Source organism: Phenylobacterium sp. (assembly GCF_036264965.1).
GTDB lineage: Bacteria > Pseudomonadota > Alphaproteobacteria > Caulobacterales > Caulobacteraceae > Phenylobacterium.
On sequence record NZ_DATAPY010000033.1, the window covers coordinates 1 to 25,011 of the forward strand.

Below are 25,011 nucleotides of genomic sequence, written 5' to 3' on the forward strand. Positions count from 1 at the left end.
GGCCGAAGGCCGACCCGAGGATAAACTCCGCGGGTCGGAGGTGAGGTTTCTCAAACCTCTCGGCGCTGTTCGGAACTCAGTCTCGGGCGGAGAGGGGAGCGCGACCCCACCTCCGTCAGCCCTCCGGCTGACACCTCCTCCCGCAAGGGGAGGAGGATCGCCAAAATCACGGCTTCACCTCGGAATGAATGTCGATTGCACCTAAGCGATCGGCCAAAAAGAAAGGGGCCGCCCCGGAGGGCGGCCCCTGACCTCTCGTCGTCTAAGCCGGGGCTTAGATGATGTTCGTGAAGTCGATGTCGGTGAGCGACTTGCCCACCAGCACGACCGCGGTGTCGGCCGCCGTGATACCGCCACCGGCGGTCGTATCGGCAAACACCACCGTATCGGACCCGATCTGGACAGCCACGTACGTGACGCCAGCGACGCCGAGGTGCAGGCTGGCCTGCGTCACCGCATCGTTGAAGTCGGTGCCCGTGGTTTCGACGTAGTTCGCGCTACTACCCGCCGCCATGTTGGCGCCGGTCGAGTCGTTGAAGTGCAGGAAGTTGGTCGGCGCGCCCGTGGTCCCGCCGGTCCAGTCGAGGATCTGGTCCAGCGCGCCGGCGACCACCGGCGAGTCGTTGTGAGCCGTATCGACCGTGCCGCCGTGAAGCGCCTCGATGCCCGGCGTCGTGCCCGTGTTGCCGCCGAAGACGAACAGGTCGCCGCCGCCGCCGCCGGTCATGATGTCGGTGCCTTGGCCACCGACGATGGTGTCGGCGCCGGTGCTGCCGTGGATCGTGTCGTTACCGAGACCGCCGGCGAGGATGTCCTTACCGGCCGTAGCCGAGATGGAGTCGTTGCCGGAGCCGCCGAACAGGCTGTCGTTGCCCGTGCCGCCGACGATGGTTTGCGAGCTAGCCGCGTTGATCGCATTGACGCTGTCATTACCGTCGCCGGTATTGATGTTGTCCTTGCCGTGGCCAACGCCGCTGATCGAGACGACGTCGTTGCCGGCGCCGCCCGTGATCGTATCGGTATCGCTGGAGGTGACGCCGCTCAGCGTGAACGAGTCGTCGCCGTTGCCGCCATCGATGTGGTTGGCCCCGCCGATGTCGGTGATCTGGTCGTTACCGTCGCCACCGGCGATGGTGTCGCTACCGTTGCCGGCGCTGATCGTGTCATTGCCGGTCCCGCCATCGATGTTCTCGTTGCCGCTGATCGCACTGCCAGGCGCCAGGCTCGTGTTGATCGAGTCGTTGCCGTCTTCGCCCTTGATCGTCATGTTGCCGCCGGCGGCCGCGGTCGCGACGATGGTGTCGTTGCCGAGGTTGCCATCGACGAACTTCGAGCCCGTAGCGCTGACGGTGATCGAGTCATCGCCTTGACCGCCCAGGAGCGTGTCGGCGCCCTTGCTGCCGTCGGTGATGGTGTCGTCGCCGGCATTGCCTTCGATCGTGCTCGCCGCCGAGTTGGTGTCGGCCCCGACGTCGATGCTGTCGTTGCCGTTGCCGCCGGTGATGAGGTCGACGCCGCCGTTGCCGAGGATGACGTCGTCGCCGTCGCCGCCGTCGAGCGTGTCGTCGCCCGTGCCGCCGACCAGGCTGTCGTCGCCGCTGACGCCGGCGAGGCTGTCGTTGCCGCCATTGCCTATGAGCGTGTCGTTGCCGAGGTCGCCGCTGAGCGTGTCGCCGCCGGCGCCGCCGGTGATCATGTCGTTGCCCTGACCGCCCAGGAGGGTCTGGTGGGTCGAGGAGCTGGCGTTGCTGGCCGTGATCGTGTCGTTGCCGAGGTTGCCCTGGGCGAAGTTCGAACCGCCGCCGACGTCAATGCTGTCGTTGCCTTGACCACCGAAGATGGTGTCGTTGCCGTCGCTGCTGACGCCGCCGCCGAAAGACGTCGCGCCCGTCAGCGTATCGTTGCCGCCGTTGCCTTGAATGAGGTCGTTGCCGAGCCCGCCGGTCAGGGAGTCGTCGCCGGCCCCGCCGAACATGCCGTCACCGAAGACCGTGCCCGTAGCCGTGTCCTGACCGGCGCCGACGTTGGTGTCGCTGCCGCCGATGTCCAGGACCGAACCATCGCCGAACAGCGAGGTGGTGTGACCCGCCGGAGTCGTATCGCCCAGATCATAGACACCCGTGCCGAACACGACGGTCTTGCCGTCGATCGGGTCGATCACGGTCACGGTGGCGGCCGAAGTCGCCGTCGCCGCGTTGTAGAGCACCGTCATCGAGTGGCCCGATGAGGTCGAGTTCTGGAACACGAGCGTGTCCGCCGCCGAGTTGAACGTCAGCGCTTGCGCCGCCGTAATGGTCTCAAAGAAATAAGTCGCCATAGATCTCTCCAGTCTGTGTCACACGGACCCCCGGCACGCCTGACCCCCATCCCCGATGGAGCAGTCCCGACGGTCCATTTATCCCAAGCGCCATAGCGTGGCTGCGGCGAAGGTTAAACGAGCCCGAGGGAAGACGTATCGGAAGCCCGCAATTTACGCAACAGCAAAAAGGCCGTGGATTCCTTCGACTTACGGCCTGTCACCGAGACGCATCTATTGGTCTGAGAGCGCCCCGTGGAGGGTGTCGGTGATCGGTGAAATCAGCGATCCCATGACGGTTTTCTTGCCGCTGACGATCTGCACCGAGGCCGGCATCCCTGACGTGATCTGGGTGTCCTTCTTGAGCTTGGTGAGTTCTTTCGGGTCGATCCGCAGGTCGGCGCGATAGAAGGCAACGGTGGGCGTCGCCTTCTCGTTGATGGTCTTGTCGGCCGAAACCATGATCACCTTGGCGCTCAGCGGGCCGTGCCAGCGCGAATTCAGGCCGGTCAGCCGCACCTTGGCGTCCATGCCCACATGCACCTTGTGGATGTCCTGCGGCGGGACCTGGGCAGTGATGATGATCGGCGCGTCGGCCGGGACCACTTCCACCAGCCCTTCGCCCGGGCTGGTCACGCCGCCGGCGGTGAATTGGGTCAGGTTGAAGACGTAGCCGTCGACCGGCGCGCGGACGACCGTCTGATCCAGGGTCTCCTTGGCGGAGGTGAGTCGCGGGGTGATGTCGGCGATGTGGCTCTGGGCGTCGCGCAGCCCGTCGGCGGCCTGGCTCTGACGGGTGTCGCGGTTGGCCGCTTCCTGCATCTTTGTCTCGCCCATCTGCTGGTGCATGCGGGCGATGTCGGACATCAGCGAGCCCCTGTGGCCTTGCAGGTCGGCGATGGTGCGCTCGTAGCGCAGAATCAGCGGCTTGGGCGCGAAGCCCTTGTCGTAGAGCGTCTGGTAGCCGGCCATTTCCTCGGCGGTCAGCTTGATCTGCTCGTCGATCGAGGCGACCTGCAGCTGCTGGCCCTCGATCTGGCTCTGCAGCTGGTCCATCCGCTGGGCCAGCACCGCATTCTGGCTCTGGAACAGTTGCGCGCGGGTGGAGAACAGCACCTCCTGATCGCGGATCAGGCCCTGGACCCGCGGGTCGGACGTCCGCGACGTCAGATCCGCGGGATAGGTCACCGCCGGCCGGCCCAGGGCCTCGGCGGTGTACCGCGCCGCCTGGGCCTCATAGCTGTCCAGCTGATTCTGCTGGACGTCGTAGGCGGCGCGCGCCTCGACGTCGTTGTAGAGGATCATCGGCTGGCCGGCGCGCACGCGCTGGCCTTCCTGGACCAGGACCTGGCGAATCGTTCCGCTCTCGCGATGGCGCAGCGTCTTCTTGTTCATCTCGACGCGCACTTCGCCCTGGGTGGTGATCCCGGTGGCGAGCGGGCTCAGCGACGCCCAGAGGCCGAGGCCCACGACCAGGATCCCGATGATCAGGCTGCCGACGATCATCGGCTGGCGCATGCGCCGTTCGAGCATCGGGTCGATCGGCAGCCGGTCGTCGCCGAAGGTCGGGGCGACGTAGGACGAGTGCAGGGGGGTGAGATCGAGTTTCATCGGCCGGCCTCGACGGCGCGCACTTCGGTCGGTTTGGTCAGACGGCTCATCACCTGATCGCGCGGGCCGAACAGTTCGACGCGGCCTTCGCGCAGGACGAGCATCTTGTCCGCGGCGCGGAAAATGCTGGGTTTATGGGAGATGATCACCACGGTGGCTCCGTTGGTCTTCATCGCGTCGATCGCCCGAAGCAGCGCGTCCTCGCCCTCGGCGTCCAGGCTGGCGTTGGGCTCGTCGAGCACGATGAACGCCGGGTCGCCGAGCATGGCGCGGGCAAGGCCCACGCGCTGGCGCTGGCCGGCCGACAGCGTGTGACCGCCCTCGCCGACGTCGGTCTCATAGCCCTTGGGCAACCGCAGGATCAGATCGTGGACGCCGGCCAGCTGGGCCGCGGTCACCACCTCTTCGTCGCTCACGTCGAGGCGGAAGCGGGCGATGTTGTCGCGGATGGAGCCGGCGAACAGCTCGGTGTCTTGCGGCAGGTAGCCGACGTGGCGGCCGAAATCGGCGCGGTCCCAGCTGAACACGTCCGCGCCATCGAGGCGCACCACGCCGTTGTTCGGCCGCCAGATGCCCACCAGCAGGCGGGCCAGCGTCGACTTGCCGGCGCCGGACGGACCGATCACGCCCAGGGTCTCGCCCGGCTCGACCATCAGGTTAATATTCATCAGGAGCAGCTTGGTGGCGCCCGCCGGCGCAAAATTCAGGCCCTCGGTGGTCAGCCGGCCCTTGGGCCGCGGCAGCGCCGTCGCCGCCGACAGGGGCTCGGCCCTGGACAGGATCTGCATCAGCCGGCCGTGGGCGCGCACCATGTTGTTGAGCGGGTCCCAGGCGCCGACGATCTTCTCGATCGGAGCGAGCGCGCGGCTGGCCAGGATCATGTTGGCGAACAGCATGCCCTGGTGGATCTTGCCCTTCATGATCAGGTAGGCGCCGATCGCGATGATCAGCACCTGGATGCCCATCCGGGTCGCCTTGATGATGTCGGTGAAGCTGTTGGAGATCTCCGCCGCCTTGGCGCCGCGTTCGATGGCCACCGCCCGATGGCCGGCCCACGATCCGCCGAGCGTCGGCAGCATGCCCATGGCGCGCACCACCTCGCCGTTGCGAAGCGCGGCGTCGGTGAAGGCATAGCTGCGCAGCTGGCCGTCGCTGGCGTCCTTCATGACCGGCCGCAACAGGCGCTCCTGGGTCAGCGCCAGGCCCAGCAGCACCAGCGCGCCCACGGTCGCCAACACGCCGACCGCCGGGTCGATGATGTAGAGCACAATGACGAAGACCGGGATCCACGGCACGTCGAAGAAGGCCGCCGCCGCCACGCCCGTCAGGGTCTGGCGGAACTGGTCGAGGTCGCGCAGCGCCTGCGCCTTGGCCGTCGGATCGCCCCGCACCGAGGCGTCGAACAGCGCCGAGAACACCCGGCCCGACACGCGCTGGTCGAGCATCACCCCATAGTTGATCAGGATGCGCGCGCGATAGTCGTCGATGGCGCTCGACACCGCGAAGACAAAGAGCGTGATGGCGCTCAACACCACCAGCGTCGGCACCGACTGGCTGACCAGCACGCGCCCATAGACCTGATAGGTGTAGAGGGGCAGCGCCAGGTAGAGCACGTTCGAGAAGAAGCTGAACGTCGCCGCCACCGCGAACGGATGTTTGCCGGCCGACAGGGCCCGGGTCAGCGCGTTGTCCGGCTGATTCGTAAGAAAGCTGAATAATTTCATGCGCGCCGAGCCGTGCCGTCCGTTCGTGCCGTCAATGTTACTAGAGGGTGGCCTAAAAGAGTGAACGCAGATCGAAATTCATCGACCGGCGGTCACCTAGCCCGGAACGCCCGGAGCGGGCGGAGAGATGCTTAGACGCACTCTCGATGTCAATGTGGCGCCTGCGACCGCGCGCGGACCCCTTGCGGGACGCCATGCGTCCGCGCAGGAATGCGGCGCCGAGGCCGGGAGTTTGCATGTCGAAGGTCGCCATTGTCGGCAGCTGCATAAGCCGCGATCTGTGGCGGTTCCGTGGCGAGTCCGACACAGACGGCCAAGCTGAGCTGCTCTACGTGTCGCGCACCAGCTTACCGGGCCTTTTTGCCACACCTCTCGCGGGCTTCCGGCCGGCCGCTAAGCCACCTGGCGGGTTGAAAGCCCAGCCGCACCGGGCCCTGGTCGCCGACCTGACCAAGACCGCACTGTCGGCGCTTGTGGCCTTTCGCCCCACCCACCTGATCTTCGACTTCATCGACGAGCGGTTCGATCTGCTGTCGGCCGGAGTCGCCGTGGTGACCGACAGCTGGGAGCTGGAGGCCAGCGGCTACCGCAGCCAGTCGGCATTCCGGGGCGCGCGCGTCATCCCGCGCCTCTCGCCGGGCTGCGACCGGCTCTGGCTCGACGCGGCGGCGCAGATGGCGGCGCTGGTGCGCGCCACGCCGCTGGCGCAGGCCCAGCTGATCCTGCACTCGGCCCGCTGGGCGGACCGCCGGCGCACGTCTGGCGGCCGGACAGCGGCGATGAACGGCGTGGAGATCCTGCCTGGCCGGCCGGGCGATCTGGCGGCCCACAATGCGCTGCTGGCGCGCTACGAGGCGGCCTTTGTCGACGTGATGCCGCCCATGGCCCGCGTCGAGGCGCCGGACCAGCGCGTCGCCGACGATGGACACCTGTGGGGCCTCAGTCCCTTCCACTATGTGCCGGCCTACTACGCGGCGATCTGGGCCCAGTTGGCGCCGCTCGGCGTCCGCCCGAGGCTCGCGGCCTAGGCTTTGGAGCCCTGGCGAGCCCAATGCTCCAGCGGCGTCATGCCCTGGGCGACCAGTTCCGGATGCTGAGCCAGGTACGCGGCGGTCGGAAAACCCGGCCGAGATTCGGCCACTGCCCAGGCGCCGCCCTGCAGGTAGTCGACCAGCGGATTGACGTCCGCCTCCAGGCCGGCGCCGCGCGCCGCCACATAGTGGGCGGTGTCGAACCAGGGGCTGGGATTGCGCCCCTCCGTCGCGCCGCCGGCCAGGTAGTGGGTCAGCGGCTCAAGCCCGGCGGCGGCGATGTCCTCGTACTGTTCCAGGTACCATTTGGCGTCGAACAGCGGATGCGGCGACAGGCCCTGCCGCCAGCCCTCGGTCAGATAGTGCGCGAGCGGCGGCAGCTCGGCGGCCTGCCGCGGCATTTGGCGGCGGTACCAGGCCGGATCGAACAGCGGGTGCGGCGACAGCCCGTAACGCCAGCCGGCGCGGACGTAGTGCGAGACGGGGTCCTCGCCCGCGGCCAGGGTCGGCCGCTGGCCGGCATAGTGGGCCAGATCGAACAGCGGATGCGGGTCGCGGCCAAGCCAGGCGCCGGCGTAGACAAAATGGGCGAGCGGCGAGGTCTCGCCGAACTCGGCGGCGTTGCGGCTGCGGTAGAAGACCGGATCGAACAGCGGATGCGGCGCGGCGTCGGCGGCCATGCCGCGTGTCAGATAGTGGACGAACGGCGCGCGGCCGAACGCCTGGGCCTGCGGCTGGGTCTTCAGATACCAAGCCTGGTCGAACAGCGCGCGCGGCGCCGCGGCCGGATCGTTCCCGCGCCGGACATAGGCGGTGATATCGCTGAGGTCGGCGCCGCGCCAAAGCCGGCTGTCCACGATCAGGCGCACCTGGCCGGAGATCCCCAGCCGCAGGAACAGGCGCTGGGCTGCGCGGCTCGGCGAACGCGGCGGACGGTTCACCTTCGCCGCCCAGCCGGCGAGGGCGTCGCGCCGCGCGCCGGCGATCGCGTCGGCCCGCGCCTTCAGCGCCGCGCCCAAGGCCAGGGTGAGCTCGGAGCGGCTCAGGGCTTCGCGGACCTGCGCCTGGTGGGTCAGGTCATGAGCCAGCGCCAGGTCGGCGCGCAGGCCGGCCACCTTCTTCGCCACGGCGGCGGCCTTCTGCGCGACCTCGGGGAGGCGCGGCTCGACAGGTGTCGCCAGGGCGGCTTTCGGGGGCGCGGCGGTCTTGGCCATGGGCGGTTGTCTCGGGTGCGGACCGGAACCTGTCAAGGCAGGCCGGTCTTCAGAGCCCCTCACGCTCCAGCCAGCGGGCGTAGCCGCCCTCGCCCGCCGCGAACGGATCGGGGAAGGCCGCCTGCAGATCGGCGCGCTGGCGATAGAGCACACGATGGCGCTTCTCAATCGGCGTCCCGTCGGAATAGGCGCCGTAGGCCCACCAGCGCTCGGGGATCGCCGCGTCGGTCGCGGCCGTCACCTGGCGCTTGTACCAGCTCCACACCTCGTAGACCGGGAAGTTGGTCGCCCCGTACTTCTTGGTCATGGCGTCGCCCATGGGGCCGAGCTTGGTGAAGTGCCAGAAGCGCAGCGGCGCGCCGTTGACCATGACCTGGCCGTCCTTCTGCACTGCCAGCATCCGCGTGCTGAGGTTCCAGCTGGCGACATTGTAGCCAGGGTCGCGGACCACCTTGACGTGGTCGAACAGCGCCGGGACGTGGTCGCACCACCGCTGGTCGACGAAAAGCCCGGCCGGCATGTCGTCGTAGCACCAGTCCAGCAGCCGGTCGTTCCACCACCTGGCGAAGCGCGCGCCTTCGCCCGTCGTGCGAATCGCCACGAAACCCAGGTTGAAGATGCCGGTGCGCGATGCGGAAAGATCGTTGTCCGCAATCGCCTCGGGCGTGTCGTTGGGATCGATCAGGTGCGGCGTGAGCAGGATGTCGCTCTCCTCCAGCCACGCCTCCAGGGGGGCCAGGCTGGCGAACAGGGCGGTGTCCGGATCGAGGTAGATCACCGCGTCGGCGCCGCCAGAAAAGCCTCCTTGGCAGGCCTGGTGGATGAACGGCCCCTTGACCGCCGTGCAGACCTCGACCACGTCGTGCTTGAAGAGCCAGCCCTGGAAGTCGGGGATGCCCAAGTCCTCGGCCCACACCACCCGGTCGAAGGGTTCCTTGGCCGGGTCGAAGCGGAAGCCGGCCGGCGGCTTATCGGTGATCAGGGCCACCAGCTCCCACTCCGGATGGAAGCGGCGCAGCGTCTGGTAGAGGACCCGGGCGCGGTTCAGGTACGAGAAGGTGAAGCTGGAATAGCAGAGGACCTTCATTTGGCCCGCTCCAGCAGATCGACCGTCAGGGCGCTGAACGCCAGATCGTAGAGGACAGGCCGGCGGCGCGCACGGGCCAGCTCCGCCACCTCGCCGTTCTCGAAGGCGGCCGCCAGAGCTTCCTCGCCGCTGAGCACCAAGCCGTGGCGGCCGTCTTCGACGAAGGCTGCCACATTGCCGCTGTCCGGGCCGGTGATCACCGCCGCGCCGCCCGCCACCGCCTCGTAAGCCGTGAAGGAGAAGGTCTCGCGGCAGAGCGGCCAGATCACCACGGCGTCGGCCTCGTGGGTCTCGATGGCGTCCTGCATGGCCCGCGGCTTAGCCTCGGTCACCGTCACCTTGTGGAACTCGACGCCGAGGCCCGGCGGCGTGCGGCCGCCCAGGTGCAGGAAGTGATAGCGGGGATCGTCGGCGTGCTTCACCGCCAGGTCGCGGAACACCTCCCAGCCCTTATGGGCAGCGGGCATCCCGGCGAAGGCGATACGAAGCGGACGGTCCGCCGGCGGAACCGGCGCCGGGGCGCGCTCCACCAGCCGGGCGTGCGGCAGCACCACCTCGCCGGCGGTCGGATAGCTGGCGGCCGCCTTCCACAGGTCCAGCGTCGTTTGTGCGGGGCTGACAACCGTCAGCAACAGGCGCTCGAACAGCCGCTCGTGCTCGGCGATGTGGCGCGCGCGCCAGGGGCCGTAGACGCAGATGCCGCAGGCCTGGCTCTCCGGCGGCGGCGCCGAGCAGTCCTCCACGTCGTTGCGCAGCAGGTGGAAGCCCGCACAGAGGCTGGCGAAATCGTGCAGCCAGAAGAAGCCGGCCTTCAGCCCGACCGCCGCCAGGATATCTGCCGTCTCGGCGGCGTTGTGGCCGAGCAGGCTGTGGATCGCGAAGCTGCGCTGGCCGGCCTTCGCCGCCCCCGCGGCCTGGGCCAGGACGCTGACGATTGTCTTCGGCGCGAAGACGCCCAGCGGCTTGCCGTTCAGCAGCACGCCCAGATGCCCTGCCTCGCCGCGCAGGCGCACCACCGGCCAGGGCTTGGCCGGGTAGAAATGCAGATGATCGCGGCCGAGCGCCTCGATCCGCGCGTCCTCCCGCTGCAGGCAGAGCTGCACCCCGCCGGTGTTGGCCGTGTAATCGTCGTGGCTGAAGGTCAGATAGAGGTGCGCCAGGCCGGTTTTCGCGCCGGCCAGTCCCTTCGTCAGCGCCGCGGCAGTCCCCAGCTTGAGCTTCGCCTCGGCGCGAACCACGGCGGCCACCTTGGCCTCCGGCGGAACCAGGCGTTTGATGATCTCATAGCGGAAGCCGAGCTCGGTGCGGCCCGTCCGCCCCTCGGCGCGGCCCGCGCTAAGGAAGTGGATGAACGGATTGATGTCCGCCGCAGCGATGTCCGGATAGGACTCCAGGTAGTCCTTCACCGAAAAGGTCGTGTTCGGGTCGCGCCCCTCGCGCCAGCCGGAAGCTAGGAAGTGGTCCAGCGGATCGACCCCGATCTTGGCCACGTCGACGTTGGCGGCCAGATAGTAGGCCGCGTCGAACTCGGCGCCGGCCAGCATCCGCTCGCGGTGGCGGACCTGCGCCTCCTCGGCCACCGCGTCGGCCGCCTGCCCCTCCCCGATCAAGGTCTCGAAGCTCCAGGCCGGCGTTTCGCCCCGGCGCGCCCGGCGCAACAGATAGTCGTCCGCCAGCACTGAGCGGACGATCTCGCGCCCCTCCCGGCGGCCAACCGCCAAATAATGGTGCAGCGGGTTCCAGCCGGCCTTGGCCACCTCCGGGTAGGCCCGCAGGTATGCGGTGGTGGAGAACCACGGCGCCGGGTCACGCCCCTCGCGCCAGCCGCTGCCCGCATAGTGGGCGATCGGGTCTAGGCCACTGCCGGCCAGGTCCGGGTTCACCGCCCGGTAGAAGGCGCCGTCCACCGCCGTGGAGATCACCGTGAACAGCTGGTCGGCGGGGGCCTTGGGAGGGGCCGTCACGGCCATGCGGCGTAAATTCCTGTGCGGCGGCCCAAGCTGGATACTCCAGGGGCTCTGTGCAACAGAAGGCCGGAGCGATCAACCGGGCGGGGGCCTTGCGACGCAGTCGTCCCGCCCGTAGAGCCGAGGCCCTGATCAGGTTGTGACCGGACGATCGATGACCCCCGACAAGGCCGCCAATACGCGTGAAGGGCGCAGCGCCTATCTGGTGCTGGGCATGCACCGCTCGGGCACCTCGGCGGTGACCCAGGTGCTGGCCCTGGCCGGCGCCTCCCTGCCGGAAAATGTCATGGCCGGCGACGAGCACAACGCCAAGGGCTACTTCGAGCCCTGGAAGATCGCCCTCTTCAATGACGCCCGTCTGCGTGAGGGTGGCGCGGCCTGGGACGACATCTTCGCCTTCCCCTACCGGCCGCTCTCCACCAAGGCCGAACGCACCTGGCTGAACCGGGCCGAGGCCCTGTTTGAGGAGGAATATGGCGAGGTCCGCTATCCGCTGCTGAAGGACCCGCGGGTCACCGTCCTGATGCCCTTCTGGCGCACGGTGCTGACGGAGCTGGAAGTGGCGGCCCGCTGCGTGATCCCCGTGCGCCACCCCCTGGCGGTGGCCGGGTCCCTGTCGCGGCGCAACGGCTTTGCGCCGGAGAAGTCGGTGCTGATCTGGACGGCCTACATGCTGGCCGCCGAGGCCTATACCCGCGACCTGCCCCGCGCCTTCGTCAGCTACGACGGATTGCTCAGCGACTGGCGCGCCGAGGCGGCGAAGATCGAGGCGGCCCACGGCGCGCCGCTGCCGAAGCTCACCGAGGCCGCCGGAAAGGCCATCGGCCGCTTCCTGACCCCGGCGCTGCGCCACAACGACGCCACGGGCGGCCTGAAGGACCTGGGCTGGGCCGGCGCGCTGGCCGCCCAGGTGCTGGATTGGTTCGAGGCCGCCGCAACGGGCAAGGCGCCCGGCCCCGCCGCGCTGGACAAGGCAGCCAAGGCGCTCTCCGCCCGCGCCCAGGACATCGGCGTGCTGGTCTCTCCGGCGACCCGCGACCTGGACGAGGCGCGCGCCGAACTGGTGGACCTGCGCCAGCGGCTGGAGTTCGAGCTCGGCCAGAAGCAGCGCCTGCAGGCCGAGGTCGAGGCCCTGCGCCGCGACGCCGCCGAGGCCGCCCAGCGCCTCGACGCCATCCTGGCCGACGGCTGAGCCCAACTCACGTGGCCGCCAAGCCCATCGATCCCGCAGCCCTGGTCGCCGCCCGCCGCGCGGCGCACGACGCGCGGGTCGCCGCCGGCGAGGCCCGCTGGACGCGGTTCCAGGCCGCCAATCGCGCCCGCTACGCCGGCCGTATGTCGCGTCGCGCGCCTCGCGGTCTTGACCGCCTGCTGGCGCGAGCCAAGACGCCGGGCCGCATGATTCTGCTGCAAGCCAGCGGCCTGTGGGAAGCCGAGCTCGACGACAGCCTGGGCTCGATGGCCGGGCCGACCGTTGCCCTGCGCGACTATGTCCGAGCCGGCCCCGACGCCGCCGCCCAGCCGCGCGCCCTGCTCGACCAGAGCTGGTACCTCAGAGCCGCACCGGCGCTGGCGGGCAGCCGCTGGCCGCCGCTGGCCCACTATCTGGTGGTCGGCGACAGCCACAACCTCAGCCCGCACCCGCTGCTCGATGCGCCCGCCTACCGCGCCCGCCATGGCGCGCGGATGGCCGCCGCCGGGCTGACCGCGCTGGAGCACTTCGTCTTCGAAGGCGCCGCCGCCGGAGCCGATCCGCACCCGCTGTTCAACGTGCGTCACTATGTCGGCCAGTCGGACGAGCTGGCGGAGACCGGCGAGAACCCGCTGATCCACTATCTGCGCATCGGTTGGCGTCAGGGGCTGGAGCCGCATCCGCTGTTCGCCGGCGCCTGGTACCTGGAGCGGAACCCGGAGGCGCAGGCAGCTGGCGTCGCTCCGCTTTTGGATTACGTGACCAAGGGCGCCGCCGAGGGTCTCGATCCGCATCCGCTGTTCGACACCGCCTTCTATCGCCGCCAGCGCCACGGCGGCCTGCGCGGAGAGCCGCTCAGCGACTATCTGCGGACCGGCGCACGGGCCGGCAAGAGCCCGAGCCCACACTTCAAGCCGGCCTACTATCTGGAACAGGCGGGCGACCGGCCCTTGGCCAACGCCAACCCGCTGCAGCACTACCTGACGCTCGGAACCTTCGAGGGCCTTTGGCCGGCGCCGGATTTCGACGAGCCGGCCTATTTCGCGGCCCATCCGGACGCCGCCGAGGGCGTCTTGAGCGGTCTCGACCACTGGATGCGCCGCCGAACCGAACGGCCGCCCACCGGCGCGCCCGTGGGCCATGCGGTCTCCGCCCAGGCCCTGTTCGCCGACCTGCGCCGCGCCTCCGACCCCGATCCGCAAGCCTATGGCGTCGAGGATTACGAGGCCCTGCGACGGCCCCGAGCCGTCACGCGGCCCAGCGCGCCCGTGCGGGTGATCGCCATCCGCCGCGCGACCGCACCCGACTGGGTCGCCGTCGCCCGCGCCTTGCCCAACTATCGCGGCCATCTTCAACCGCGCCTGCCGGCCCAGGGCTTCAGCGACCCGGCCGACCCGGCGGTCCTGGCCCGTGACGAGGCGCTGGCCGCCCGCTACGGCCTGGCCGGCTTCTGCCACGAGGCCGCCGGCCCCGCGGACCTGGCCGCCATCGCCGGCGCGGCCTTCCCTTTCTGCCTGGCTTGGTGCGGCAAGACGCCGCCCAAAACCCTGGCGTCGATCCTCGCCTCGCCGCAGGCCCTGAAGATCGACGGCAAGCCCGTCGTCCTCCTGGCGCCCGGTGCGGACCTCGCGGCCTGGCGCAAGCTTGGCGACCTCTTCCTTGTCCAGCGCGGCGGCACGCCCGCCGCCGGCTTCGACGCCCGCCTGCCCGACCCGGTTCGATCCCGCGCCGCGGAGGGCCCGCCCGGCCCGGTGATCAACCCCGACTTCCGCGGTCTGGCGCACGACGCCCTGACCCTGGTTGGCAACCGCATGGCCGAGGTCCTCGACGCCGACGAGATCCCGCTGGTCGTCGTCGCCCACGACACCACGCCCCGCTCGCAGGACGCCCCGGTCGTCTGGCAAGGCGCCAGTCCCGGCGCCCTGCAGGCCTGGCTGGAGGCCGCCAGCGATTCGGCGCGCGGCCGGACCGCCGATCACCGCCTGGTCTTCCTCCACGCCTGGAACGACTGGGAGACCGGCGCGGCGCTGGAGCCCGACCTGCGCTTCGGCCACGGCTGGCTGGAGGCCGTCGCCAACGCCGCCGACGCGGACCTCTTGGCGTGACCGGCGAGGTGACCATCGTCGGCTACCCGTTCCAGCTGACCGGCATGGCGGAGCACGCGCGTTCCACCTTCCGCGCCCTGCAGGCCGTCGGCGTGACGCCGCGCCTGCTGGATGTGGCCGACGCCAACCGCGGCTTCGACCCCGATCTGGAACGTGATTTCGCCCCGCACCTCGTGGCCACCCTCGGTGAAGGCGTGAACATCTTCGGCGTCAACGGCGACGAGGCCGCGCGCGTCATCGACAAGGTCGGCGAGGCGGCCTTCGCCCGGGGCTACAACGTCGCCTATCCAGCCTGGGAGCTGGCCCGCTATCCCGCCGCCTGGGCCAAGGTGCTGGACCGCTTCGACGAGATCTGGGCGCCTTCGGCCTTCGTGCAAGCCGCCTTGCAGGACGCCGTCTCGCGGCCTGTCCACCGCATGCCGCTGGCGGTCGAGCTGAAGCTCTCGTCTTTCCTGGGCCGGCGCTATTTCGGCGTCCCGGAGGACGCCTTCGTGGCGGTTTTCTTCTTCGACTTCGCTTCCTTCGCCGACCGCAAGAACCCCGAAGCCGTGCTCAAGGCCTTCGAACTGCTCGCCGAACGGCGGCCCGACGCCCACATTCACTGCGTGATCAAGTCCCGCGGCGGCCGCGACATGGACGAGCAGCAGGCGGCGTTGGAGGCCCGGCTGGCGGCGCTCGGCGACCGGGCCCAGGCGCTCTACGGCGACATGAGCGACAACGAGATCAAGAACCTGATCCGCGTGAGCGACGTTTTCGTCTCCCTGCACCGCTCCGAAGGCTTCGGGCGCGGCATGGCCGAGGCCATGGCCCTGGGCCGCCCGGCCATCGCCACCGGCTATTCCGGCAACCTCGACTTCATGCCGCCGGGTACCGGCCTGCTGGTCGACTATCAGATGACCCCGGTGGCGCCTGGCGCCTATCCGCAGGGCGACGGCCAGGCCTGGGCCGACGCCTCGCCGGAGCATGCCTCGCGCCTGTTGGAAAAGCTGATGGACGATCCGGCGGCGGCCCGCGCCAAGGGCGCGCGCGGCAAGGCCTTCATCGCCCAGCACTATTCCCTGAAGACCGTCGGCGCCCGCGCACTGGAACGGCTGACCGCGATCGGCGGCGCCTAGCGTTTCCTCCAGCGCGGCGGATCGAGCGCCGTGTAGAGCGCGCCGGCCATGGCGGCGAGATCGAGCAGGTAGAGATAGCGGTAGTCGCAGGCCACCGAGATCAGCAGGAAGCTGGCGGCGAATGCCAGGCTCCCGGCCATCAGCGCGATGAACACCCAATCCGCCGGATCGCGCCTTTGCCAGAGCAGGCCGATCACCCCGAGCGCCACGACCGCCCAGGTCAGGTGCGAGAAGACCGGCGTGCCGTAGAACCGCCGCGCATAGTCGGCCAGGCCCTGGTCCTGCGGATCGACCCCGGTCTGGATGTCGAGGTCCTTCAGCATCTCGTCCGGCCCGGTGACGCCCACGGTGACCGGCAGGCACTGCTCCAGCTTCGGCGTCAGGAAGGTCCATTTGAAGACGTCGAGCCGCTGCAGGACGTAGGCCGCCGGATAGTGAAGGATCACGCGCCGCCACTGGGCGTTCATCGCCGCGTCGGGCACGTGCCAGAGCGTGCGACGGAAGGTGTCGTCCTGGTCCAGGGTGTCGACGCGCGCGGCGCTGTACATCTTGGCGGACTGGGCTTCGAGCAGGGCCTGGGCCGCCGGGTCGGCCTTGCCGATCTCCTTCAGCTTCAGCTTCGGATGGTGCGCCTTGGCGCCCACGATGTCGTAATGCTCGAGGATCAGGGTCTCGGCGCCCTGCCGCAGTTTCGAATTAGCGCCCGGCGGCTTGGCGATCCCGTTGATGACAAAGGCCAACACCGCCACGGCGGCCAGACTGCCGAGGCCCCAGGCCAGGCTCCGGCGCCAGCCTTCGGCCCGCGCCGTCCAGGCCAGCACGCCCGCGGCGGCGACCACCAGGATCAGGCCGTTCTGCCGGGCCAGCGCCGCCAGGGTCAGGCAGACAAGCGCGCCCACCAGGGACAGGTTCGGCCGCGACGCCCAACGCTGGGCCGCGCTCGCTAACAGGACGAAGCCGGCGATCGTCAGGTTGGCGAACAGCACGTCGCGCCAGACGATCCCTTGGTAGATCAAGAGCTGCGGCGTCAGCACTGCCAAGGCGCCCAGCGCGACCGCGCCCCAGGTTGCCCGGGGCCGCAGCCGGGTCAGCGACATCAGGCTGAGGAACAGGATCGCCGCCGAGGCGGTGACATAGAGCCCGGTCCCGGCCACCAGATGGTCGAAGGGCTTGAGGATCCAGGACGAGACCGCCGGCGCCCAGGTCTGGCGCACGCCGCTGCGCGCCTCGGTCAGGGCCACCACCGAATCCAGCGACATCTGGCCAGGGATATTGGCCGCTAACGTCAGCAGCAGCCCGGCGAACATAGCGATTCGGAAGGCCTTGCCGGCCTTTTCCCCTTCGCCGGTGTGGATCGCCTCGCTCAAGCGCCCGCCTCGTTCGCCAACCTGTCCCGTTGGTAAAAGCCCCTCGCGGCCAAGGGAAGCGGCAAAAGGTGTGGGGCGCCGCGCCGCGGCTTGCTAAGTCTGCCGATCCTTGAAGCGACGGACGGAGGAAGAGTGGATGAGCGGCGCGCGCGATCTTGCGGCCTTGCTCGCCCGTTTCCCCAAGACCCGCCCGACCCTGCCGCCCAAGCTGGCGGCGATCTACACCCAGCAATATCTGGAGAACCGCAGCGGCGAGACGCCGGCGGCCTCGCTGTCGCAGCGGCTGGAACGCTGGCTGCACCTGCAGGTCGCCGCTGACGTGAAGGGCGCGGACACCCAGCCCGCGACCCTGGAGCTGGGCGCCGGCACGCTGAACCAACTCGCCTATGAGCCGGCCTGCGGGGCCTACGACATCATCGAACCGTTCAAGGCGCTGTTCGCCGATTCGCCGTGGATCGGCGGTGTGCGCGACACCTTTGACGACATCCGCCAGATCCCACTCGACCGGCGCTACAGGCGGGTGACCAGCGTCGCCGCCCTGGAGCACATCTGCGACCTGCCCTTCGTCCTGGCCCGCGCTGCCCGGCTGATGGCGCCGGACGCGGCGCTACGGGCGGCGATCCCGAGCGAGGGCGGGTTCCTCTGGGCGCTGGGCTGGATGGCCACGACGGGCCTGGAGTTCCGCCTGCGCCACGGCCTCGACTACGGCCTGCTCATGGCCCACGAGCACGTCAACGACGCCCGCGAGGTCGAGACCCTGGTCCGCGCCCTGTTCGAGGACGTGCAGATCAAGAGCTTCGGCGTGGGCCGCCAGCTGTCGCTCTATCGATTCCTCTGCGCGCGCAAACCCCGGCTGGATGTGGCCGCCGAATGGGAAGACGGCTTCGCCTAGCTAGGCTTGCGCATCGGCCCCTTAAGCCAAGGAAGAGGCGGATCGACTGCCGCGTAAAGCAGCCCTGCCAGCGCCGCCAGATCGCTGAAGTAGAGATAGCGATAGTCGCAGGCGATCGAGATGATGAAGAAGCTGGCCGAGAACGCCACGGCCGCCAGCTGCATCGCCGCCATGGTCACGTCGCCCTCCTGCCGCCGCCAGAGGAACAGGCCCGCCAGCACCAGCGACACCGCGAAATAGAAGGCATGGTTCATCACCGGCGTGTCGAGGAACCAGCTCGCATAGTTGGACAGCATGACGTCGGACTGCACGAAGCGGTGCTGCAGCCCCAGCGGGGCCATCTTCTCGATCGGCGCGTCGATGCCGACGTAGACCGGCAGGCACCAGTCGATCACCGGCGGGGCGAACACCCAGCGGAAGTCCTCCCAGCGCACCCGCAGGTACAGGCCGGGATGATGGATGATCAGGTCGATCCACTGCTGGGCGAAGGCCTTGTCGGGCAGGGCGTTCATGCCGGCCTGGATGGCGGTGTCGCGGTCGACGAAGTCGACGCGGCGGCCGGAATAGTCGGCCTTGGCCCGGGCTCGGACGATGGCGGCGGCGGCCGGATCGGCCTCGCTCAGCTTGTCGATCTTGTAGTTGGGATCCATCGCGATGGCGCCCAGGAGGTCGTAGCTCTGGACGATCCGCAGGCCCGTGGAGAGCGCCGTGTCGGTGGGCGCCTTGGGCGGCTCTGAGAAGGTGGTCTCCGCCCCGCCGACCAGCACCAGCGCGATCAGCGCGCCGACCGCCCAGCCGATCCCGCGCCGCCAGCTGCCTTGCGCCGCGATCCAACCCACGGCCAGCGCTGCGAAGCCGCCCGCGATGATGCCGTTCTGACGCACCTGGGCGCCGGCGGCCATCAGCACCAGGGCCGCGATCAGCAGGGTCCAGCGCCGCACCTTGTCCGGCCAGACACGGCCGGCCCAGGCGACTAGGACGAAGCCCGCCACGGCGCAGTCGGCGAACATGATGTCCTTCCAGACGATGCCTTGGTAGATCATCAGCTGCGGCGTCAGCGCCACCAGGGCGGCCATCAGCACGCCCCACCAGCTGGTTCGCGGCCGCAGGTCCGCCATCGCCGCCAGGCTGCCGAACAGCAGCGCCGCACTCACCGTCACGTAGAGCGACGTGCCCGGAATGAAGCGATCGAAGAACCCCAGCACCCAGGCGTAGAGCGCCGGGCCCCAGGTCTCGCGGATGTGGAAATGGCCCTCGTAGAGCTGGGCCACGGAGTCGTAGCTCAGGTGCCCGGGCAGATTGGCGCCCAGCATGACCAGCAGGCCCGCCGCCAGCACCGCCCGCAATGCTGTGCGGGGGCTGACATTGACGCTGATGTCGATGGAGAGCTTCGCCATCCGCCGCCCGGTTCCCCGCCCTTACTCAGGGGTTTGGTACGGTGCGCCTGCCGCAATGAGAAGCTCTAAAAAACACCGTCGCTTGGCGGCCTGGGCCAATCATGGTGAGTTGCCGCCATGACAGGCCAGGCGCTCGCAATCCGGCCGGCGGGGACCGCGCCGGCCCAGCTGGAGGGCTATGGCCACCTGCTGAACGCCGCGTTCGGGACCGACAAGTTCAACACCGCGGCGCTGGCCTGGCGCTATCGCGACAATCCCGCCGGCAGCGTGGTCGGCGCCGACGCCTGGGACGGCGAGACGCTCGCGGCGCATTACGTGACCTGCCCGCTGGAGGCGCGGATCGACGGCGCGGTGGTCAAGGGCCTCCTGTCGCTCAACACGGCCACCCATCCGGACTACCAGGGCAAGGGCCTCTTCACGACGCTGGCCGAGCGCGCCTACGAACTGGGCGCGGCGGCGGGCTATGGCTTCGTCATCGGGGTCGCCAACGCCAATTCGACGCCGGGCTTCCTGCGCAAGCTCGCCTTCCAGGACGTGGGACGCCTGCACGCTGGTGTGCTCGCCGCCCTGCCGCGCCGGTTCTCCGACGCGCCGGTGCAGTACCAGGGCGCCTGGCGCGAGAACCTGCTGGCCTGGCGGCTGGCCAACCCGGACGGGCGCTACACGGTCGCCAGGCGCGGCGACCTCACCGGCGTCTGGGCCAGGACACACCTGCCCCTCGTCCAATGCGGCGCTTTCCTGGCGGACGCTGAGGCCGCGACGCGCGGTGGCGGCGCGCCGCTGGCCGCGACCCTGTTCCTCGGCCTGGAGCCGCGGATGAACCTCTCCGCCTTCCTGCCAATCCCGGAGCGGCTGCGCCCCTCGCCGCTGAACCTGATCTGGCGCAGGCTGGGGACCACCGCGCCCTCGGCGCTGCGGCGCGAGGCGGTGGCGCTCAACTTCCTCGATTTCGATCCGTACTGAGATGACCGTCGTCTATGTCCTCGCCCACTTCGACGACGAGTACTGCGGCCTGCCGCTGATCGACGAAGCGCGCGCCGCGGGGAAGGACCAGCTCTTCCTCTACGTCGTGGACTATCCGAGCGCGGCGATCCGCGCCCAGCGCCACGCCGAGACCCGCCGGTTCCTGACCTGGCTCGGGCTGGACGGCGCGCGGGCCGTGCATCTGGGCCAGGCCAGCGGCGCGGTGGACGGCGGCCTGCACCGGGCGCTGATCGCGGCCTATGCGGCGCTGGAGGCGGCGCTGGCCGACGTCACCGTCGAACGGTTGGTCTGCCCGGCCTGGGAAGGCGGTCACATGGACCACGACATGTGCGCGCTCCTGGCCAGCCAGCTCGCCGCCGCACGCGGCGATCTGCCGATCGAGATGATCAGCCTCTACAACGGCCAGGGCCTGCCGGCGCCCTGGTTCCACGGCGGCCGGCCGCTGGCCGAGAACGGGCCGGTCCGACGCTTCGCCCTCGGCGCGGGGCCTCTGATCCGCTGGATGCTGGCGGTACGGTTCTTCATCCTGCAGCGGGCGTGGCTGGGCCTGTGGCCGACCATGTTCTGGACCTATTGCACGCGCGACTTCGGCGTCCAGCGCCTGGACCCGAAGCGAATCCGCGAGCGGCCACACGCCGGCGCGCTGCTCTACGAGCGGATGTTCAGGGTGCCCTACGAGGACGTCCGCGCCGCGGCCGACGCCTTCCTGGCCGGCCGCTCAGCCTAGGGCCCGCTGGCCCTGCATGATCACCGCGAAGCCCGCCAGCATCAGCAGGTAGCCCACCGCGAATCGCCAATCGAGCGGCTCCTTGAACACCAGCCAAGCCACCAGCGGCACCAGCCCGGAGCCCACGATCGAAAAGGCGTAGGCCAGCGACAGCGGCACCCGCGTCAGGATGTAGAACCAGAAGAGCGCCGTCAGGCCGTACCAGGCGAAGGCGCCGATCAGCGGGACGTTGGTGATCAGGCGCATGACGAGCGGTCCGCTCAGCCGCGCATTGTTGACCGCCGCGAACTTGAACAGAGTCTGGCCGATGGGCAGCGCCAGGGAAAAGCCGGCGCAGAGCGCCATGTCGGCGAGTTTCACGGCGTCCCCTTCTCGGCTTCCATCCGCGCGATGGTGCGCAGATAGGGGTGGATCGGCCGCACCGGCACGTTCAGCACGTCGAAATTCAGCGCCTGCATCAGCAGCTGCGCGCCCAGCATCACCGGCAGGGCCGCGGCCATGACCACGCCCGGCGACGCGGCGCCGGTGTGACGGACCGACAGGTAGTGGGCGCCATAGCCCATCCCAAACAGCAGGAAGAAGATCCCAAACACCATCTCCAGGCTGGCGGCGTTGAAGTCGCGCACGAAATATTGGCCCAGCGCCCGCTGCAGGAAGTTGGTGACATGCTTGACGGCGAAGGGCCCGACGATGGCCCCGACCCTCAGGTTCGAGACCTCGCCGCCGTAGCGGGCCGGCATCGGCACGTCGCGGACCACCGCGCGCAGCGTGCCCAGGTGATAAAGTAGGTCGGTCTCGAAGAAGAACCGCCGCGAGACCCGCTTCTCGATCGCCATCTTCGCCACCTGCGCCTCGATGGCTGTGTAGCCGTTGGTCGGGTCGAAGAGGTTCCAGTAGCCGGTCGACAGCTTCGCCGCGAAGCTGAGCGCGGCGTTCCCGAACACCCGCACCGGCGGCATGGTCGCCAGGTGGCTGATCGAGGTGAAGCGGTTGCCCTTGGCGTAGTCGGCCTCGCCCAGCAGGATCGGGGCCACCAGGTGGGGCATGTAGCCCAGGTCCATCTGGTCGTCGCCGTCCACCTTGACCAGCACCTGGGCGCCACGGGCGATGGCCTCGCGATAGCCGGCCATGGTCGCGCCGCCGACCCCCTGATTCTGCGCCAGCTTGACCACGACCACCCGCGGGTCCTTGGCGTTGGCCTCGATGAAGGCGCCGGACTGCTCGGGGCAGGCGTCGTCGACGCAGACGATGCCCTCGACCCAGGCGGGCGTCTTGGCGATCACGTCGAGGATGTGGGCCTTGACCTTGTAGCAGGGCACGACCAACCAGACGCCGGACCCCTCCAAGGTGGGATCGAGGGCTTGCAGCCGCCGAAGCCGCCCCTCCATCGGCGGAGCCCCGGCCCGCGCGGTCTTGTCGATGGACGCCATGCGCCCGGCTAACATGGAACTCCGCATGCTGGCAAAGCGGTGGACGGCCTGCCGTGGCGCCCGGCGGCGTTCTTGCGCCATTAGGGCCTTGCCTGTTACGAGCGCCCCTTCGCCGCGAGAGCCCCTTCCTCGGGAATCAATGGACACCGCAACCCACATGCTCCGGACCGGACGGCGCGGCGCGCTGTTCGAGTACCAGATGGCGTTTCGGGACCTGCGGGCGTCGATCGAGCGGATCGACCTGGCCTGGTCGCTGGCCTGGCACGACGTGGTCTCCCGCTATCGCGGTTCGATCCTGGGTCCCCTTTGGATCACGCTGTCCATGGGCCTGATGGTCCTGGGCATCGGGGTGCTGTGGGGCGAGCTGTTCCGCGTGCCCCTGCATGAGTTCATGCCCTTCGTGGCGCTGGGCATCGTCTTCTTCGGCACGGTCACCACGACGATCAACGAGGGCTGCGACACCTTCGTCCAGGCGGCCGGCATGCTGTCGCAGACCAGCCTGCCGATGTTCACCTTCATCTGGCGCACGGTGCTGCGGAACCTGATCAACCTGGCCCACCACATCGTCATCGTGCTGGCGGTGCTGGTCTATTACGGGTTCTGGCGGGTCGCGAACTATCCGGTGGCGCTGCTCGGCCTCTTCTTCCTGATCGTCAACGTGGCCTGGATTTCCATGCTGGTGGCGATCGTCTCGGCGCGGTTCCGCGACATCCCGCAGATTGTCGCCTCCATCACCCAGGCTGCGGCGATCATGACACCGGTGTTCTGGCTGCCGGACCGCATCCCGGCCCGCTATCACCTGATCCTCGACGCCAATCCATTCTACCACCTGCTGCAAGGCGTCCGGGCGCCGCTGATGGGCCGGGGCGTCGAGCCGCACACCTTCGCCTTCCTGGCGGCCATGGCCGTCGTCGGCTGGGCGCTCGTCTTCAGCGTCTTCGCCAACACCCGCCGGCGGATCGTGCACTACCTATGAAGCCGCCTCCCGTTTCCATCTCCTGCAAGGACCTGACGCTCCGGTTCCCGGTCTACGGCATCGACGCCAAGTCGCTGAAGAAGCATCTGGCGAAGATCGCCGTGGGCGGACGGCTGGGCTCGCACCACGGCTCGACCGACGTCACCGCCATCTCCAACCTGAACCTGGAGCTGAAGGCCGGCGATCGCCTGGGCCTGATCGGCCACAATGGGTCGGGCAAGACCACGCTGCTGCGCGCGCTCTCCGGGGCCTACGAGCCGGACGAAGGCTCAATCGAGGTGCAGGGCCATATCTCGGCGCTGCTCGACCTCAACCTGGGCATCGACCCCACGGCCACCGGGTTCGACAACATCCGCCTGCGCGGCCGCATCGCGGGCCTTTCGTCCAAGGAGGTCGACGAACGGCTGGACGAGATCGCCGAGTTCTCCGGCCTCGGCCCCTTCCTGGCCATGCCGGTGAAGACCTATTCGGCCGGCATGCAGGCGCGCCTGGCCTTCGCCGCGGCTACCGCGGTCGAATCCGACGTGCTGCTGATGGACGAGTGGATCGCCGTCGGCGACGCCGACTTCCAGAAGATCGCCCACAAGCGCCTGCTGAAGCTCGTCGAGCGCGCCGGCATCCTGGTCCTGGCCTCCCACGACGTCGAGCTGCTGCGCCTCTACTGCAACAAGGTCATGCGGATGGAAGCTGGCGTCGCCTCGCCGGTCACCGACATCAAGAAGCTCGACGAGCTGTTGGCCGCCTGAGGCGGCGCCTGATAGATCAAGCCCCAGGCGCGCTTACGGATTTCCCTCTTGGACGTCATCTTCACCATCGTCTCCCGCAACTACGCGGCCCAGGCCGCGACGCTGATGGAGAGTCTGGCGGTCCATGAGCCGATGGCGCGGCGCGTGGTCGTCGCCACCGACGGACCGATCCCGCACCTCGAACGCCTCGCCGAGGTGATCGACGCCCGCGAGATGGGCGCGCCCTACGCCGCCATGAGCGTCTATTACGACGCGCTGGAGCTGAACACGGCGGTGAAGCCCTACGTCTTCCGCCATTTCCTCACCGCACCGGGCGTGACCTCGGCCACCTACCTCGACCCGGACATCGTGGTGTTCCGGCCGCTGGACGCCGTGCGCGCCGGTCTCGCCGAGGCCCAACTGGCGCTCACCCCGCATCTGACCAAGCCGCTCCTGGGCTCGGCCATGCCGAACGACCACGCGATCCTGCGGTCCGGCTCGTTCAACCTCGGCTTCTGCGCCGCCCGCGCCGAGCCGAAGGTCGTGGACCTGATGAGCTGGTGGGCCGACCGCTGCGAGTTCGACTGCCGCGTCGACCTGAAGAACGGCCTCTTCACCGACCAGCGCTGGATGGATCTGTCGCCCGGCTTCGTGGACAGCCTGGCGGTCCTGCGCACGCCGGCGCTGAACCTCGCCTACTGGAACCTGGAAGGCCGCACCCTGGCCAAGGCCGCCGATGGCTGGACCGTGGATGGCGAGCCGCTGGGCTTCTTCCACTTCTCCGGCTTCGACCCCGGACGTCCGGAGGTGCTCTCCAAGCACCAGGACCGCATCAGGGTCGCCGCAGGCTTGCCGCTCGCGACCCTGCTGCAGGAGTACGCCGGGCGCCTGCTCGCCAATGGCCACACGCAAGCGAGCGCCATCCCCTACGGCCACGGCCGCTTTCCGTCGGGCGCGCCGGTGACCAGGCCGCAGCGGCTGGCGGCGCTCGCGGCGGCCCGGTCCGGCGAGCGGTTCGAGGGTCTGACCGAGGCGGTCGAGGCGCGGCTCACCTTGGGCCTCAGCGGAGTGATGCGGCAGGCGGCAGATGGGTTCGAAACGCCGCCGAGCGAAGACCTCGTCGGCTGGTTGAGGGGCGTGAGCGCGGACGGCCGGCCTCGGGCGCTGCAGG

At 69.3% G+C, this 25,011-nt stretch carries 19 protein-coding genes and 1 pseudogene; 10 read left to right on the top strand and 10 right to left on the bottom strand.

Features of this window, described 5'->3' with window-relative positions:
- Positions 1 to 274: 274 nt before the first annotated feature.
- The 3 genes from VHS75_RS04330 to VHS75_RS04340 form a co-directional block, all read right to left on the bottom strand.
- Positions 275 to 2,212 carry a calcium-binding protein gene (locus VHS75_RS04330; protein ID WP_329637380.1) on the bottom strand — a complete coding sequence of 646 codons (1,938 nt, stop codon included), beginning with the start codon at positions 2,210 to 2,212 and terminating at the stop codon, positions 275 to 277.
- Between the two features lie 318 nt (positions 2,213 to 2,530).
- Complete coding sequence (locus tag VHS75_RS04335; RefSeq protein WP_329637381.1) at positions 2,531 to 3,907, bottom strand: HlyD family type I secretion periplasmic adaptor subunit; 1,377 nt, start codon at positions 3,905 to 3,907, stop codon at positions 2,531 to 2,533.
- On the bottom strand, positions 3,904 to 5,631 hold the full coding sequence (locus VHS75_RS04340) for a type I secretion system permease/ATPase (RefSeq protein ID WP_329637382.1): 1,728 nt from the start codon (positions 5,629 to 5,631) through the stop codon (positions 3,904 to 3,906). The genes VHS75_RS04335 and VHS75_RS04340 overlap by 4 nt, the downstream gene beginning before the upstream one ends.
- A 236-nt stretch (positions 5,632 to 5,867) precedes the next feature.
- Between VHS75_RS04340 and VHS75_RS04345 the strand changes: the two genes are divergently transcribed.
- Positions 5,868 to 6,659, top strand: a complete 792-nt coding sequence (locus VHS75_RS04345) for a DUF6270 domain-containing protein (RefSeq protein WP_329637383.1) — start codon at positions 5,868 to 5,870, stop codon at positions 6,657 to 6,659.
- Here VHS75_RS04345 and VHS75_RS04350 read toward each other — a convergent pair.
- Genes VHS75_RS04350 through VHS75_RS04360 form a run of 3 tightly spaced genes read right to left on the bottom strand, consistent with a single transcriptional unit; the run spans position 6,656 to position 10,933 of the window.
- Positions 6,656 to 7,876: a hypothetical protein gene (locus VHS75_RS04350; RefSeq protein WP_329637384.1), complete on the bottom strand. Its 1,221-nt coding sequence runs from the start codon at positions 7,874 to 7,876 to the stop codon at positions 6,656 to 6,658. The two genes, VHS75_RS04345 and VHS75_RS04350, sit on opposite strands and share 4 nt — an antisense overlap.
- 49 nt (positions 7,877 to 7,925) lie before the next feature.
- On the bottom strand, positions 7,926 to 8,963 hold the full coding sequence (locus tag VHS75_RS04355) for a hypothetical protein (RefSeq protein ID WP_329637385.1): 1,038 nt from the start codon (positions 8,961 to 8,963) through the stop codon (positions 7,926 to 7,928).
- A complete protein-coding gene (locus VHS75_RS04360; RefSeq protein ID WP_329637386.1) occupies positions 8,960 to 10,933 on the bottom strand; it encodes a glycosyltransferase in 1,974 nt (657 codons plus the stop codon). The genes VHS75_RS04355 and VHS75_RS04360 overlap by 4 nt, the downstream gene beginning before the upstream one ends.
- A gap of 151 nt (positions 10,934 to 11,084) precedes the next feature.
- On the opposite strand from VHS75_RS04360, the gene VHS75_RS04365 reads away from it, so the two are divergent.
- Genes VHS75_RS04365 through VHS75_RS04375 form a run of 3 tightly spaced genes read left to right on the top strand, consistent with a single transcriptional unit; the run spans position 11,085 to position 15,342 of the window.
- Positions 11,085 to 12,122, top strand: coding sequence for a hypothetical protein (locus VHS75_RS04365; protein WP_329637387.1), 1,038 nt, complete (start codon positions 11,085 to 11,087; stop codon positions 12,120 to 12,122).
- Positions 12,123 to 12,133: 11 nt separating this feature from the next.
- Positions 12,134 to 14,227, top strand: coding sequence for a glycoside hydrolase family 99-like domain-containing protein (locus VHS75_RS04370; protein WP_329637388.1), 2,094 nt, complete (start codon positions 12,134 to 12,136; stop codon positions 14,225 to 14,227).
- Positions 14,224 to 15,342, top strand: coding sequence for a glycosyltransferase family 4 protein (locus VHS75_RS04375; RefSeq protein ID WP_329637389.1), 1,119 nt, complete (start codon positions 14,224 to 14,226; stop codon positions 15,340 to 15,342). The genes VHS75_RS04370 and VHS75_RS04375 overlap by 4 nt, the downstream gene beginning before the upstream one ends.
- Here VHS75_RS04375 and VHS75_RS04380 read toward each other — a convergent pair.
- Positions 15,339 to 16,709, bottom strand: coding sequence for a hypothetical protein (locus VHS75_RS04380; RefSeq protein WP_329637390.1), 1,371 nt, complete (start codon positions 16,707 to 16,709; stop codon positions 15,339 to 15,341). The two genes, VHS75_RS04375 and VHS75_RS04380, sit on opposite strands and share 4 nt — an antisense overlap.
- Positions 16,710 to 16,845: 136 nt before the next feature.
- On the opposite strand from VHS75_RS04380, the gene VHS75_RS04385 reads away from it, so the two are divergent.
- Complete coding sequence (locus VHS75_RS04385) at positions 16,846 to 17,601, top strand: hypothetical protein (protein ID WP_329637391.1); 756 nt, start codon at positions 16,846 to 16,848, stop codon at positions 17,599 to 17,601.
- Here the strand turns inward: VHS75_RS04385 and VHS75_RS04390 are convergent.
- Positions 17,598 to 18,998, bottom strand: a complete 1,401-nt coding sequence (locus VHS75_RS04390) for a hypothetical protein (protein ID WP_329637392.1) — start codon at positions 18,996 to 18,998, stop codon at positions 17,598 to 17,600. The genes VHS75_RS04385 and VHS75_RS04390 overlap by 4 nt on opposite strands.
- A 117-nt stretch (positions 18,999 to 19,115) precedes the next feature.
- Here VHS75_RS04390 and VHS75_RS04395 point away from each other — a divergent pair, with 117 nt between their 5' ends.
- The gene (locus VHS75_RS04395) at positions 19,116 to 19,961 is read left to right on the top strand and encodes a GNAT family N-acetyltransferase (protein WP_329637393.1); all 846 of its coding nucleotides are present in this window, start codon (positions 19,116 to 19,118) and stop codon (positions 19,959 to 19,961) included.
- 1 nt (position 19,962) lies between these two features.
- Complete coding sequence (locus VHS75_RS04400; protein WP_329637394.1) at positions 19,963 to 20,709, top strand: PIG-L family deacetylase; 747 nt, start codon at positions 19,963 to 19,965, stop codon at positions 20,707 to 20,709.
- Here the strand turns inward: VHS75_RS04400 and VHS75_RS04405 are convergent.
- Together VHS75_RS04405 and VHS75_RS04410 are read right to left on the bottom strand one after the other, a co-directional pair.
- Entirely contained in the window at positions 20,701 to 21,069 is a 369-nt protein-coding gene (locus VHS75_RS04405; protein WP_329637395.1) for a hypothetical protein, read from the bottom strand. The two genes, VHS75_RS04400 and VHS75_RS04405, sit on opposite strands and share 9 nt — an antisense overlap.
- Positions 21,066 to 22,139, bottom strand: a complete 1,074-nt coding sequence (locus VHS75_RS04410) for a glycosyltransferase family 2 protein (protein ID WP_329637396.1) — start codon at positions 22,137 to 22,139, stop codon at positions 21,066 to 21,068. The genes VHS75_RS04405 and VHS75_RS04410 overlap by 4 nt, the downstream gene beginning before the upstream one ends.
- 139 nt (positions 22,140 to 22,278) lie before the next feature.
- Here VHS75_RS04410 and VHS75_RS04415 point away from each other — a divergent pair, with 139 nt between their 5' ends.
- The 3 genes and pseudogenes from VHS75_RS04415 to VHS75_RS04425 form a co-directional block, all read left to right on the top strand.
- Positions 22,279 to 23,115, top strand: coding sequence for an ABC transporter permease (locus tag VHS75_RS04415; protein WP_329637397.1), 837 nt, complete (start codon positions 22,279 to 22,281; stop codon positions 23,113 to 23,115).
- A complete protein-coding gene (locus VHS75_RS04420; RefSeq protein WP_329637398.1) occupies positions 23,112 to 23,861 on the top strand; it encodes an ABC transporter ATP-binding protein in 750 nt (249 codons plus the stop codon). Before VHS75_RS04415 ends, VHS75_RS04420 begins: the two co-directional genes overlap by 4 nt.
- A 48-nt stretch (positions 23,862 to 23,909) precedes the next feature.
- Positions 23,910 to 25,011 (top strand): annotated as a pseudogene (locus tag VHS75_RS04425) (hypothetical protein); the annotation flags it as partial.

Excerpts from the sequence above, each read along its gene's own strand:
- VHS75_RS04355 (WP_329637385.1), bottom strand. The coding sequence starts at position 8,963 with ATGAAGGTCCTCTGCTATTCCAGCTTCACCTTCTCGTACCTGAACCGC.
- VHS75_RS04395 (WP_329637393.1), top strand. The coding sequence starts at position 19,116 with ATGACAGGCCAGGCGCTCGCAATCCGGCCGGCGGGGACCGCGCCGGCC.
- VHS75_RS04415 (WP_329637397.1), top strand. The coding sequence starts at position 22,279 with ATGGACACCGCAACCCACATGCTCCGGACCGGACGGCGCGGCGCGCTG.
- VHS75_RS04410 (WP_329637396.1), bottom strand. The coding sequence starts at position 22,139 with ATGGCGTCCATCGACAAGACCGCGCGGGCCGGGGCTCCGCCGATGGAG.
- VHS75_RS04365 (WP_329637387.1), top strand. The coding sequence starts at position 11,085 with ATGACCCCCGACAAGGCCGCCAATACGCGTGAAGGGCGCAGCGCCTAT.
- VHS75_RS04345 (WP_329637383.1), top strand. The coding sequence starts at position 5,868 with ATGTCGAAGGTCGCCATTGTCGGCAGCTGCATAAGCCGCGATCTGTGG.
- VHS75_RS04390 (WP_329637392.1), bottom strand. The coding sequence starts at position 18,998 with ATGGCGAAGCTCTCCATCGACATCAGCGTCAATGTCAGCCCCCGCACA.
- VHS75_RS04360 (WP_329637386.1), bottom strand. The coding sequence starts at position 10,933 with ATGGCCGTGACGGCCCCTCCCAAGGCCCCCGCCGACCAGCTGTTCACG.
- VHS75_RS04350 (WP_329637384.1), bottom strand. The coding sequence starts at position 7,876 with ATGGCCAAGACCGCCGCGCCCCCGAAAGCCGCCCTGGCGACACCTGTC.
- VHS75_RS04340 (WP_329637382.1), bottom strand. The coding sequence starts at position 5,631 with ATGAAATTATTCAGCTTTCTTACGAATCAGCCGGACAACGCGCTGACC.
- VHS75_RS04420 (WP_329637398.1), top strand. The coding sequence starts at position 23,112 with ATGAAGCCGCCTCCCGTTTCCATCTCCTGCAAGGACCTGACGCTCCGG.
- VHS75_RS04335 (WP_329637381.1), bottom strand. The coding sequence starts at position 3,907 with ATGAAACTCGATCTCACCCCCCTGCACTCGTCCTACGTCGCCCCGACC.
- VHS75_RS04385 (WP_329637391.1), top strand. The coding sequence starts at position 16,846 with ATGAGCGGCGCGCGCGATCTTGCGGCCTTGCTCGCCCGTTTCCCCAAG.
- VHS75_RS04400 (WP_329637394.1), top strand. The coding sequence starts at position 19,963 with ATGACCGTCGTCTATGTCCTCGCCCACTTCGACGACGAGTACTGCGGC.
- VHS75_RS04330 (WP_329637380.1), bottom strand. The coding sequence starts at position 2,212 with ATGACGGTGCTCTACAACGCGGCGACGGCGACTTCGGCCGCCACCGTG.